At 55.9% G+C, this 12,023-nt stretch carries 10 protein-coding genes; 2 read left to right on the top strand and 8 right to left on the bottom strand.

What is annotated here, in order from left to right; translation table 11 throughout:
• The first annotated feature begins 75 nt into the window (after nt 1-75).
• Nucleotides 76-555, top strand: a complete 480-nt coding sequence (folA, locus tag NUX24_RS10755) for a type 3 dihydrofolate reductase (protein ID WP_047651566.1) — start codon at nt 76-78, stop codon at nt 553-555.
• 39 nt (nt 556-594) lie between these two features.
• On the opposite strand, the gene apaH is transcribed toward folA, so the two are convergent.
• Genes apaH through lptD form a run of 6 tightly spaced genes read right to left on the bottom strand, consistent with a single transcriptional unit; the run spans nt 595 to nt 7,324 of the window.
• On the bottom strand, nt 595-1,443 hold the full coding sequence (apaH, locus tag NUX24_RS10750) for a bis(5'-nucleosyl)-tetraphosphatase (symmetrical) ApaH (RefSeq protein ID WP_257831456.1): 849 nt from the start codon (nt 1,441-1,443) through the stop codon (nt 595-597).
• Between the two features lie 4 nt (nt 1,444-1,447).
• On the bottom strand, nt 1,448-1,825 hold the full coding sequence (apaG, locus tag NUX24_RS10745; RefSeq protein ID WP_023310361.1) for a Co2+/Mg2+ efflux protein ApaG: 378 nt from the start codon (nt 1,823-1,825) through the stop codon (nt 1,448-1,450).
• A gap of 3 nt (nt 1,826-1,828) precedes the next feature.
• Nucleotides 1,829-2,650, bottom strand: a complete 822-nt coding sequence (rsmA, locus tag NUX24_RS10740) for a 16S rRNA (adenine(1518)-N(6)/adenine(1519)-N(6))-dimethyltransferase RsmA (RefSeq protein WP_023310362.1) — start codon at nt 2,648-2,650, stop codon at nt 1,829-1,831.
• Complete coding sequence (gene pdxA / locus NUX24_RS10735) at nt 2,647-3,633, bottom strand: 4-hydroxythreonine-4-phosphate dehydrogenase PdxA (protein ID WP_029740873.1); 987 nt, start codon at nt 3,631-3,633, stop codon at nt 2,647-2,649. Before pdxA ends, rsmA begins: the two co-directional genes overlap by 4 nt.
• The gene (gene surA / locus NUX24_RS10730) at nt 3,633-4,919 is read right to left on the bottom strand and encodes a peptidylprolyl isomerase SurA (protein WP_126328865.1); all 1,287 of its coding nucleotides are present in this window, start codon (nt 4,917-4,919) and stop codon (nt 3,633-3,635) included. Before surA ends, pdxA begins: the two co-directional genes overlap by 1 nt.
• A gap of 53 nt (nt 4,920-4,972) precedes the next feature.
• Entirely contained in the window at nt 4,973-7,324 is a 2,352-nt protein-coding gene (lptD, locus tag NUX24_RS10725) for an LPS assembly protein LptD (RefSeq protein WP_257831451.1), read from the bottom strand.
• A gap of 239 nt (nt 7,325-7,563) precedes the next feature.
• On the opposite strand from lptD, the gene djlA reads away from it, so the two are divergent.
• Nucleotides 7,564-8,379 carry a co-chaperone DjlA gene (gene djlA, locus NUX24_RS10720; RefSeq protein ID WP_023310366.1) on the top strand — a complete coding sequence of 272 codons (816 nt, stop codon included), beginning with the start codon at nt 7,564-7,566 and terminating at the stop codon, nt 8,377-8,379.
• Between the two features lie 29 nt (nt 8,380-8,408).
• Here the strand turns inward: djlA and rluA are convergent, their stop codons facing one another.
• Both rluA and rapA read right to left on the bottom strand, forming a co-directional pair.
• Complete coding sequence (gene rluA, locus NUX24_RS10715) at nt 8,409-9,068, bottom strand: bifunctional tRNA pseudouridine(32) synthase/23S rRNA pseudouridine(746) synthase RluA (RefSeq protein WP_008502014.1); 660 nt, start codon at nt 9,066-9,068, stop codon at nt 8,409-8,411.
• Between the two features lie 12 nt (nt 9,069-9,080).
• On the bottom strand, nt 9,081-11,987 hold the full coding sequence (rapA, locus tag NUX24_RS10710; RefSeq protein ID WP_257831447.1) for an RNA polymerase-associated protein RapA: 2,907 nt from the start codon (nt 11,985-11,987) through the stop codon (nt 9,081-9,083).
• Between the last annotated feature and the right edge of the window lie 36 nt (nt 11,988-12,023).

Below are 12,023 nucleotides of genomic sequence, written 5' to 3'. Positions count from 1 at the left end.
TACCCTGCCGCCAGTCGACGAAAGATTAAGCTTTCCGTATAGTGGCGGCAATTTTTTGCATCCGGGAAATTTTCAATGATCAGTCTGATTGCAGCGCTGGCGGTGGACCGCGTTATCGGTATGGAAAATGCCATGCCGTGGAACCTGCCTGCCGATCTCGCATGGTTTAAACGTACTACGTTAAACAAGCCGGTAGTGATGGGCCGCCTGACCTGGGAGTCGATTGGTCGTCCATTGCCGGGTCGAAAGAATATCGTTATCAGCAGCCAGCCGGGCACTGACGATCGCGTCGAATGGGTAAATTCAGTAGACGAGGCGATTGCTGCATGCGGCAATGCCGAAGAGATCATGGTTATTGGCGGTGGGCGCGTGTACGAGCAGTTCCTGCCAAAAGCGCAGAAGCTGTATCTGACCCACATTGATGCAGAAGTGGAAGGGGATACCCATTTCCCGGACTACGATCCGGACGAGTGGGAATCGGTATTCAGCGAATTCCACGACGCGGATGCACAGAACTCCCACAGCTACTGCTTCGAGATTCTGGAACGTCGTTAAGTGATTTTCCCTCTCCCGGCCGGGAGAGGGAATAGCGTATCAGGAGGCAACGGCCTCACTTTCTCCTAAGTCCAGCTGTCGGTTGGACGGCTGCACAAAGTAAGCTTTATCTTCCCAGCGTAAGCAGGTTAACTCTCCGCCCCAGCAGCATCCGGTATCCAGACCGTAAATCCCTTCCGGTGTGCCTTTTCCTTCCAGCGCAGCCCAGTGACCAAATACCACGCTGTACTCGCTGGTCACCGGTCCCGGAATGGCAAACCATGGTTTCAGCGGAGCGGGCGCGCTTTCCGGCGTCTCTTTGGAATACATGTCCAGCTGTCCGTTCGGGAAGCAGAAGCGCATGCGGGTGAACGCGTTGGTGATAAAGCGCAGACGGGCCAGACCGCTGAGATCCTCGCTCCAGTGGTTCGGCATATCGCCGTACATGGCATCAAGGAAGAAAGGATACGAGTCGCTCGCCAGCACCGCCTCGACGTCACGCGCGCAGGTTTTCGCCGTCTCAAGATCCCACTGCGGGGTGATCCCGGCATGCGCCATGACCAGCTTTTTCTCTTCGTCGATCTGCAGCAGGGGCTGACGGCGCAGCCAGTTAATCAGCTCGTCCGCGTCCGGCGCATCCAGCAGTGGGGTGAGGCGATCTTTAGATTTGTTGCGGCTGATCCCGGCGAAAACTGCCAGCAGATGCAGATCGTGATTGCCCAGCACCATGCGCACGCTATCGCCGAGTGATTTAACGAAGCGCAGAACCTCAAGGGAGCCGGGGCCACGCGCGACTAAATCGCCCGTCAGCCAGAGCGTGTCCTGTCCTGGCGTAAAGTCGACCTGTTTTAATAATGCGATCAGTTCATCGTAGCAACCGTGAACGTCGCCAATCAGATATGTAGACATTAGATTAATGAATGAGTGTGGTTACGGCGAGACGGAACACAGGAATGGCAACGCGGAAATCATTGCCATCGACGTCGACCATTTCATAATGGCCTTGCATGGTACCCATCGGCGTTTCAATCACCGCGCCGCTGGTGTACTGGTACTCTTCGCCAGGGGCGATGTGGGGCTGTTCACCAACCACACCTTCGCCCTGAACTTCGATTTCGCGGCCATTGCCGTTAGTGATAAGCCAGTAGCGCCCGCGCAGCTGCACGGGCATCCGCCCCAGATTGCGAATGGTCACGGTGTAAGCGAAAACAAAACGTTCTTCGTCCGGTGAGGACTGTGATTCAACATAGACGCTTTGTACATGGACACATACGCGGGGCGAATCAATCATGGCTTAACTCTCCTTCGGCGGCGCATTATCGCTGATGTAATTAGCCAGCTTGCAGTACTGCTCTACGGAAATGTTCTCCGCACGCATTGCCGGGTCGATCCCCAGCTCGGCTAACACCTCAACGGTAAACGAATTGCTCAGGCTGTTACGGATCGTTTTACGGCGCTGGTTAAAGGCTTCCGTGGTAATGCGGCTCAGTACGCGCAAATCTTTAACCGGATACGGTTTCGTCTTGTGCGGCACGAGGCGCACAACCGCTGAATCCACTTTCGGTGGTGGTGTGAACGCTGACGGCGGTACTTCGAGTACCGGGATCACGTTGCAGTAATACTGTGCCATCACGCTTAAACGACCATACGCTTTACTGTTCGGGCCTGCAACCAGACGGTTAACAACCTCTTTTTGCAACATGAAGTGCATGTCGGCAATGGCATCAGTATAGCTAAAGAGGTGGAACATGAGCGGCGTGGAGATGTTGTACGGCAGGTTGCCGAAGACGCGCAGCGGCTGGCCCATTTTTTCCGACAGTTCGCCAAAGTTCATCGTCATGGCGTCCTGCTGATAGATGGTCAGCTTCGGCCCGAGGAACGGGTGCGTTTGCAGGCGTGCGGCCAGATCGCGGTCCAGTTCGATGACGGTCAGCTCGTCGAGGCGTTCGCCTACCGGCTCGGTCAGCGCGGCAAGGCCCGGGCCGATTTCGACCATCGCCTGACCTTTTTGCGGATTAATAGCCGAGACAATGCTTTCGATCACGAACTGATCGTTAAGGAAGTTTTGCCCGAAACGTTTACGGGCTAAGTGGCCCTGATGGACTCGATTAGTCATTGAGTATTAACAATCATTTTGATGGCGAGATTAAGCGCCGTAATAAAACTGCCGACATCCGCTTTCCCCTGGCCTGCCAGATCCAGCGCAGTACCGTGGTCAACGGACGTTCGAATAAAGGGTAAGCCGAGGGTGATATTCACCCCGCGGCCAAAGCCCTGGTATTTTAGCACGGGCAGGCCCTGATCGTGGTACATCGCGAGCACGGCGTCGGCATTATCCAGGTATTTCGGCTGGAAAAGGGTATCTGCAGGCAGCGGCCCGCTGAGGTTCATCCCCTTCGCCCGCATTTCGTTGAGTACCGGAATGATGGTGTCGATCTCTTCGGTGCCCATGTGCCCGCCTTCACCGGCGTGCGGATTGAGGCCGCAGACCAGCACGTGCGGCTGCGGGATCCCAAACTTTGTCTGCAGATCGTGATGCAAAATCCCGATGATCTCGCGCAGGAGTTCCGGGGTAATCGCATCAGGGATGGCTTTGATCGGCAGATGGGTAGTCACCAGTGCAACGCGCATTTCCTCCGTCGCCAGCATCATCACCACTTTCGGGCTGTGCGAGCGCTCTTCGAAGAACTCCGTATGCCCGGTAAAGGGTATACCCGCTTCGTTGATGACGCCTTTGTGGACGGGGCCGGTGATAAGGGCGGCAAATTCGCCCTTCAGGCAACCGTCGCAGGCGCGCGCCAGGGTTTCAACGACATAGTGGCCGTTTTCCGTGCTGAGCTGGCCCGGAATAACCGGCGTACGAAGGGGAACAGAAAGAAGGGTGAGCGTACCGGCTTGCTGCGGTGCAGGCTGTTGGCCTTCAACGTAAGGGATGAGCGTTAAAGGCAGACCGAGCAGCGTTGCCCGGTCTTGTAACAGTGTTGCATCGGCGCAGACAACCAGTTCTACCGGCCAGCTGCGCTGGGCGAGCTGGACAACGAGGTCAGGCCCAATCCCGGCGGGTTCGCCGGGCGTGATAACAACACGATGCTGTTTCATTAGTTGCTCAGAACTTTCACGTAAGCGCTGGCGCGTTGTTCCTGCATCCAGGTTGCTGCTTCTTCAGAGAACTTACGGTTAAACAGCATACGGTAGGCTCTGTCTTTCTGTGCCGCATCCGTTTTATCAACGTTACGGGTGTCCATCAGCTCGATCAGATGCCAGCCAAACGAAGAGTGGACCGGCGCGCTGATCTGGCCTTTGTTCAGCTTCATCAACGCGTCACGGAAGGCAGGATCGTAGATATCCGCAGCCGCCCAGCCCAGATCGCCGCCCTGGTTAGCAGAGCCTGGATCCTGAGAGAACTCTTTTGCTGCCTTCGCAAATGTGGTTTTGCCGCTCTTAATGTCTGCTGCGATCTGTTCCAGCTTCGCCCGCGCCTGATCGTCAGTCATGATCGGTGACGGTTTCAGAAGAATGTGGCGAGCGTGAACTTCGGTGACGGAGATATTTTGGCTCTGGCCGCGCAGATCGTTCACCTTCAGAATGTGGAAGCCCACGCCTGAACGGATAGGACCGACGATATCCCCTTTCTTCGCCGTGCTTAGCGCCTGGGCAAAGATAGATGGCAGCTCCTGAATGCGTCCCCAGCCCATCTGGCCGCCTTTCAGCGCCTGTTGGTCAGCGGAGTAGGTGATTGCCAGCTTGCCAAAGTCGCCGCCGTTACGCGCCTGTTCAACAATCGAACGCGCCTGGCTTTCGGCTTCCGCAGCCTGATCGGACGTTGGGTTCTCTGGCAGTGGGATCAGAATGTGGCTCAGGTTCAGCTCTGTGCTCGCATCGTTCTGGTTGCCCACCTGTTTTGCCAGCGCGTCCACTTCCTGAGGCAGGATCGTGACGCGGCGACGCACTTCGTTGTTACGCACTTCCGAAATCAGCATCTCTTTACGGATCTGGTTACGGTAGGTGGCGTAGCTGATGCCGTCATAGGCCAGGCGGCTGCGCATCTGGTCTAAAGACATATTGTTCTGCTTCGCAATGTTAGCGATCGCCTGATCGAGCTGCTCGTCAGTGATCTTCACACCCATTTTCTGCCCCATCTGCAGAACGATCTGATCCATGATCAGACGCTCCAGGATCTGGTGGCGCAGCGTGGCGTCATCCGGAAGCTGTTGACCGGCTTCACCCGAATTGAGCTTCACCGATTTCATCAGACCGTCAACGTCACTTTCAAGCACGACGCCGTTGTTAACCACAGCAGCGACTTTATCAACAACCTGGGGGGCGGCGAAGCTGGTATTCGCAACCATAGCGACACCGAGCAGCAGCGTTTTCCAGTTCTTCATACTTTTTCCATTTCAATTAACCGCAAAGCGGATTACGTTGCAAATCAAGCACATTACAAGGCGCTACTGTACGGCAGAATATTCGAGCGCAGCATTTTCTGCGTACCCAGACCGTAGTTGGAACTCAGGCCGCGTAACTCGAAGTTAAAGCCAATCACGTTATCGTATTTGCTCTGATTGTTTTCACTGTTCCAGCCGTTAAGCTTGCGTTCGTAGCCGACACGCAGCGCGTAACAGCAGGAGTTATATTGCAGACCCACCATCTGGTCAGCAGCTTTATTGGCGTTGGTGTCAAAGTAGTACGCGCCTACGATTGACCAGCGGTCGGCGATTGGCCAGCTCGCTGCGCCACCCACCTGCGAAATACCATCTTTATACTGCTCGGCAGTACCATAGTTCGGTAGCGTCGCCTGAATATATTCCGGGCTGGCATAACGATAGGTCAACTGCAGCATACGATCTTCATCCCGGCGATACTCAATCGCCGCCGTACTGTTGGCGATATTGTCGAGACGGGTGTCATATTGCACGCCACCGCGAAGACCCCAACGATCGGTCATACGCCAGTAGGTATCACCAGCCCAAATCAGCGAACCTGTCTTGTTATCTTTCTCCCACTTAATATTGTCATCGCCCGTGCGAGACTCGGTGAAATAGTAGATTTGACCAACAGAAACGTTAAAACGTTCAATGGCAGCGTCATCATAAACGCGCGATGTGACCCCGGTCGTTAACTGGTTCGCTGACGCGATGCGGTCAAGACCACCGTAGGTACGGTCGCGGAACAGGCCGCTATAGTCAGACTGCAGTAAAGAGGAGTCATAGTTATTGATGTTGCTCTGATCGCGATAAGGCACGTACAGGTACTGCATACGTGGCTCCAGCGTCTGGGTATAGCCATCCGCCAGAAGTGCCATATTGCGTTCGAAGATCAGCTTACCGTCCATCTTGAACTGCGGAAGCGTACGGTTTACGGATTCCTCAAGATGGGCGTTGTTGCTGGTATTGTAATCATCAATATTTTTTTGCTGATAGTGTGTCGCCATCAGCTTGGCTTCCGTGTTCAGGCTTGCCCAGTCATTCGACCATGGCAAGTTGATGACGGGCTCCAGATGAACTCGGGTGGCTTCCGGCATATTGGAATTGGTGTTTACAAAATGCACCGCCTGACCATAAATACGGGTGTCGAACGGACCCACGTCATTCTGGTACCAGTTAACGTCCAGCTGAGGCTCGGCGCCATAGGTACTTGCCGTTTGGTTGGAGAATACCTGGAACTGTTTGTTGGTTACCGTCGCATCGAAGTTCTGAACCGCGTAACCCACGCTGAAGATCTGCGTGGCATAACCGTCGGTACTCGAACCGTATTTGGATGAGAAATCATTGAAGTAGTTCGGGTCACTGACTTTGGTGTAGTTGACGTTGAAACGCCAGACCTTGTCCATCACCCCGGAATGCTGCCAGAAATACATCCAGCGATGCTTATCGCCTTCGGTTGGATGCTCGTCCTGGAAGACTTTATCCGACGGCAGATAATCCAGCTCCATCAGACCCGCACCGGCGTGGGTCAGATAGCGGAACTCGTTCTCCCACATGATGTTGCCGCGCTTGTGGATATAGTGCGGCGTGATCGTCGCATCCATGTTTGGCGCGATGTTCCAGTAATACGGCAGTTCGAACTCAAAGTAGTTCGACGTGCTGTATTTGGCATTCGGGATCAGGAAACCGGAGCGACGTTTGTCACCGACGGGAAGCTGCAGATAAGGGCTGTAGAATATGGGAACAGGGCCCAGCTTGAAGCGGGCGTTCCAGATCTCTGCGACCTGTTCTTCGCGGTCATGGATAACTTCGCTCCCGACCACGCTCCAGGTATTGGAACCCGGCAGACATGACGTGAACGTGCCGTTTTCCAGGATCGTATAGCGGTTTTCACCGCGCTGTTTCATCAGGTCTGCGTCACCGCGCCCCTGGCGACCCACCATCTGGTAATCACCTTTCCAGACGTTAGTATCTTTCGTATTCAGGTTTGACCAGGCTTTCGGACCTTTCAGGATGACCTGATTGTCGTCATAGTGCACATTACCTAGCGCATCCACCGTTCGTACCGGCTCGGCCGCACCTTCCGGCTGCTTCTGGTGCAACTGCACTTCGTCTGCCTGCAGGCGGCTATTGCCCTGGTTAATATCGACATTGCCCGTAAACGTGGCATTGTCAGGGTAAGTCCCTTTCGAACTGTCGGCAGTAATGGTTACCGGCAAGCTATTTGTATCGCCACTCACCAGTGGGCGATTATAACTTGGAACGCCAAGCATACACTGCGAGGCGAGATCGGCTGCCAGCCCCTGTTGACTGTACAGGGCGGAGCCAATCATTGTGGCCAGGAGGGTGGGGATACGTTTTTTCATACGTTGTATTTTATTGTTCCGTCATCAGTGGCTACGGCTTACAAACGCTCAGAGACTATCTTACTCATCTGCGCAGTACCAGCGTTAATCCTGCCCGTTTGCGTGCCAGAGTGTTAGGCTCGCTATCGAATGACGAGTATGATAAAGCAAATTATAGGCGATGTCCTTCAATTGACCGTGACTTGAACACAGTGATGATGACGTTGCGTCGGCCAGGAATATGACTATCCGGGGAGTATATGCAGTATTGGGGTAAAATAATCGGCGTTGCGTTCGCCATCATCATGGGTGCCGGGTTCTGGGGGATTGTGCTTGGGCTTATTATCGGCCATATGTTTGATAAGGCGCGCAGCCGCAAAATGGCCTGGTTTGCCAACCAGCGCGAGCGTCAGTCACTCTTTTTCTCCACCACCTTTGAGGTCATGGGGCACTTAACCAAATCCAAAGGGCGTGTCACAGAAGCCGATATTCAGATTGCCAGTGTTTTTATGGATCGCATGAACCTGCACGGCGACTCCCGTCTGGCAGCGCAAAATGCGTTTCGCATCGGCAAGTCGGATAATTATCCGCTTCGCGAAAAAATGCGTCAGTTCCGCAGCATCTGCTTTGGACGTTTTGATTTAATTCGGATGTTTCTGGAAATTCAAATCCAGGCGGCCTTCGCCGACGGCTCGCTTCACCCTAATGAACGTGACGTGCTGTACGTCATTGCGGAAGAACTGGGCATCTCCCGTATGCAATTCGACCAGTTCCTGCGCATGATGCAGGGCGGGGCGCAGTTTGGCGGCGGCTATCACCAGCAGTCGTCTGGCGGTGCCTGGCAGCAGGCGCAGCGTGGTCCGACGCTGGAAGATGCCTGTAACGTGCTTGGCGTTAAGCCCTCTGACGATCAGACCACGATTAAACGTGCCTATCGTAAGCTCATGAGCGAACACCATCCGGACAAACTGGTTGCGAAAGGCTTACCGCCAGAAATGATGGAGATGGCGAAGCAAAAAGCGCAGGAAATCCAGAAGGCGTACGAGCTCATTAAAGAGAAGAAAGGTTTCAAATAAAAAAAAGCCCGACGATGTCGGGCTTTTTTTTAGAAGTCCACCGGGGCTTTAAACGTCATCGCGTTACCGAAGGCCGGATGGGTGATGGTGAGCGTCTGCGCGTGCAGCTGCAGACGTGGCGCCAGGGCCAGCGCTTCAGGCGGCGCATAGAAGCGGTCGCCCAGAATCGGATGACCCAGGGCAAGCATATGCACGCGCAACTGGTGCGAACGTCCGGTAATCGGCTTAAGCAGGACGCGTGCGGTATTATCCGGCGCGTACTCCAGCACTTCGTACTCGGTCTGCGCGGCCTTGCCGGTTTCGTAACACACCTTCTGCTTAGGCCGGTTCGGCCAGTCGCAGATCAGCGGTAAATCCACCAACCCTTCCGCCTGCGCGGGGTGACCCCAGACGCGGGCGACATACTGCTTTTTCGGCTCGCGCTCGCGGAACTGGCGCTTTAACTCGCGTTCCGCCGCTTTATTCAGCGCCACCACAATCACGCCGCTGGTGGCCATATCCAGGCGATGGACTGACTCCGCCTGCGGATAATCGCGCTGAATGCGCGTCATCACGCTGTCTTTGTGCTCGTCCAGACGCCCCGGCACGGACAACAGGCCGCTGGGCTTGTTGACTACCATAATGTGTTCATCCTGATACAGAATGACCAGCCAGGGATCCTGCGGCGGATTGTAAGGCTCCATCACCATCTTGCGCTCCGTTTACTGATGCGTCACAACGATAAGACGCAGGGCATCCAGTCGCCAGCCAGCCTGATTCAGGCTCTCCAGCACCTGCTGACGGTTGCTTTCAATCGCCGCCAGCTCGTCGTCACGGATGTTCGGGTTGATGGCTTTTAACGCTTCCAGACGGGATAGCTCCGCAGACAGTTTGTCGTCTGCTTCGCTGCGCGCGGCGTCAATCAGCGCTCTGGCCGCTTTTTCAATCTGGGTTTCGCCCAGCTGCAGAATAGCGTGCACATCCTGCTGTACCGCGTTCACCAGCTTGCTGCCCGTATGGCGGTTTACCGCGCTCAGCTGTCGGTTGAAACTCTCGAATTCAACCTGTCCCGCCAGGTTCGTGCCGTTTTTGTCCAGCAGCAGGCGGACGGGCGTTGGCGGCAGGAAGCGGGTGAGCTGCAGCTGTTTTGGCGCCTGCGCTTCCACAACGTAGATCAGCTCCACCAGCAGGGTGCCCACCGGCAGCGCCTTGTTTTTCAGCAGGGAAATGGTACTGCTGCCGGTATCGCCGGAGAGGATCAGGTCCAGGCCGTTACGGATCAGCGGGTGTTCCCAGGTGATGAACTGGGCGTCTTCGCGGGACAGCGCCACATCGCGCTCAAAGGTGATGGTGCAGCCATCTTCCGGCAGGCCGGGGAAATCTGGCACCAGCATGTGATCGGACGGGGTCAGGACAATCAGGTTCTCGCCGCGGTCGTCCTGGTTGATGCCGACGATATCGAACAGGTTCATGGAGAAGCTGATGAGACTGGTGTCATCATCCTGCTCTTCAATGCTCTCAGCCAGCGCCTGCGCTTTTTCACCGCCGTTGGAATGGATCTCCAGCAGGCGATCGCGACCCTGCTCCAGCTGCGCTTTCAGCGCGTCGTGCTTCTCACGGCAGGACTTGATCAGCTCATCAAACCCTTCCGTGTTTTCTGGAGCGGCCAGGTAGCCGATCAGATCGCCATGCACCTGGTCATAAATGGTGCGGCCCGTCGGGCAGGTGTGCTCAAACGCATCCAGACCTTCGTGGAACCAGCGTACCAGCACGGACTGCGCGGTTTTTTCCAGATACGGCACGTGGATCTGAATATCATGCGCCTGACCGATACGATCCAGACGGCCGATACGCTGCTCCAGCAGATCCGGGTTGAACGGCAGATCGAACATCACCAGGTTGCTGGCAAACTGGAAGTTACGGCCTTCGGAGCCGATTTCCGAGCAGAGCAGAACCTGTGCGCCGCTGTCCTCTTCCCCGAACCACGCCGCGGCACGGTCGCGTTCGACGATGGACATGCCTTCGTGGAACACGGCGGCGCGAATGCCTTCACGCTCCCGCAGAACCTGCTCCAGCTGCAGCGCGGTGGCCGCTTTAGCACAGATCACCAGCACTTTCCGGGAGCGGTGCGCGGTCAGGTAGCCCATCAGCCACTCCACGCGCGGATCGAAGTTCCACCAGGTGCCGGTATCGCCTTCAAATTCCTGGTAGATTTGTTCCGGATAAAGCATGTCGCGGGCGCGCTCTTCCTGGGTTTTGCGCGCACCCATAATGCCGGAGACTTTAATCGCCGTCTGATACTGCGTCGGCAGCGGCAGTTTAATCGTATGCAGCTCGCGTTTCGGGAAGCCTTTAACGCCGTTACGGGTGTTACGGAACAGCACGCGGCTGGTGCCGTGGCGGTCCATCAGCATGTCGATCAGCTCTTTACGCGCGGATTCCGCGTTGTCGCTGTCGCTGTTCGCTGCCTGCAAAAGCGGCTCGATATCCTGCTCGCCAATCAGATCGCTCAGGGTGTTAAGTTCGTCATCAGAAAGACGCTTGCCCGCCAGCAGCATGGCGACGGCATCGGCGACCGGGCGGTAGTTATTTTGCTCTTCCACGAACTGCGCAAAGTCGTGGAAACGGTTTGGATCGAGCAGGCGCAGACGGGCGAAGTGGCTTTCCAGACCCAGCTGCTCCGGCGTTGCGGTCAGCAGCAGGACGCCAGGCACGCGCTCGGCAAGCTGCTCGATAGCCATGTATTCGCGGCTCGGCGCGTCTTCGCTCCAGACCAGGTGGTGCGCTTCGTCAACAACCATAATGTCCCATTCGGCATCGCACAGGTGCTCAAGACGCTGCTTGCTGCGGCGCACGAAGTCCAGGGAGCAAATGACCAGCTGTTCGGTTTCAAACGGGTTGTCGGCATCGTGCTGCGCTTCGGCATAGCGTTCATCGTCGAACAGAGAGAAGCGCAGGTTGAAGCGGCGCAGCATTTCAACCAGCCACTGGTGTTGCAGGGTTTCTGGCACCACAATCAGCACGCGTTCGGCAGCGCCGGAAAGCAGCTGTTGATGCAGGATCATGCCCGCTTCGATGGTTTTACCCAGGCCCACTTCATCTGCCAGCAGCACGCGCGGCGCGTGACGACGGCCCACGTCGTGGGCGATGTTCAGCTGGTGGGGGATCAGGCTGGTGCGCTGGCCGCGCAGGCCGCTCCACGGCATGCGGTACTGTTCACTCTGGAACTTACGCGCGCGATAGCGCAGGGAGAAGCGATCCATACGGTCGATTTGCCCGGCAAACAGGCGGTCCTGCGGCTTACTGAACACCAGCTTGCTGTCGAGCAGCACTTCACGCAGGACGACATTGGCTTCATCCGTATCAAGACGAGTACCAATGTAGGCGAGCAGTCCATTCTCTTCTTTTACGTCTTCAATCTTGAGCTGCCAGCCGTCATGGCTGGTCACGGTGTCACCCGGATTAAACATCACGCGGGTTACAGGGGAGTCATTGCGAGCGTACAGACGGTTTTCACCGGTGGCAGGGAAGAGGAGGGTAACCATACGCGTATCGATTGCTACGACGGTTCCTAATCCAAGTTCGCTTTCTGTATCGCTGATCCAGCGTTGACCAAGTGTAAAAGGCATAGTTGTTCGGCTCTAATCTTTAATTGCAGGCAATAG

Origin of the sequence: Enterobacter sp. HG048, from assembly GCF_024702055.1 — a bacterium.
Taxonomy (GTDB): domain Bacteria; phylum Pseudomonadota; class Gammaproteobacteria; order Enterobacterales; family Enterobacteriaceae; genus Enterobacter; species Enterobacter dykesii.
The sequence above is the reverse complement of the archived record's forward strand: the minus strand, read 5'-3'. Positions and strand labels throughout refer to the sequence as shown.

What these genes read in the sequence shown, in the direction of transcription:
- folA (WP_047651566.1), top strand. Translation starts at nt 76, where the DNA reads ATGATCAGTCTGATTGCAGCGCTGGCGGTGGACCGCGTTATCGGTATG.
- apaH (WP_257831456.1), bottom strand. Translation starts at nt 1,443, where the DNA reads ATGTCTACATATCTGATTGGCGACGTTCACGGTTGCTACGATGAACTG.
- apaG (WP_023310361.1), bottom strand. Translation starts at nt 1,825, where the DNA reads ATGATTGATTCGCCCCGCGTATGTGTCCATGTACAAAGCGTCTATGTT.
- rsmA (WP_023310362.1), bottom strand. Translation starts at nt 2,650, where the DNA reads ATGACTAATCGAGTCCATCAGGGCCACTTAGCCCGTAAACGTTTCGGG.
- pdxA (WP_029740873.1), bottom strand. Translation starts at nt 3,633, where the DNA reads ATGAAACAGCATCGTGTTGTTATCACGCCCGGCGAACCCGCCGGGATT.
- surA (WP_126328865.1), bottom strand. Translation starts at nt 4,919, where the DNA reads ATGAAGAACTGGAAAACGCTGCTGCTCGGTGTCGCTATGGTTGCGAAT.
- lptD (WP_257831451.1), bottom strand. Translation starts at nt 7,324, where the DNA reads ATGAAAAAACGTATCCCCACCCTCCTGGCCACAATGATTGGCTCCGCC.
- djlA (WP_023310366.1), top strand. Translation starts at nt 7,564, where the DNA reads ATGCAGTATTGGGGTAAAATAATCGGCGTTGCGTTCGCCATCATCATG.
- rluA (WP_008502014.1), bottom strand. Translation starts at nt 9,068, where the DNA reads ATGGTGATGGAGCCTTACAATCCGCCGCAGGATCCCTGGCTGGTCATT.
- rapA (WP_257831447.1), bottom strand. Translation starts at nt 11,987, where the DNA reads ATGCCTTTTACACTTGGTCAACGCTGGATCAGCGATACAGAAAGCGAA.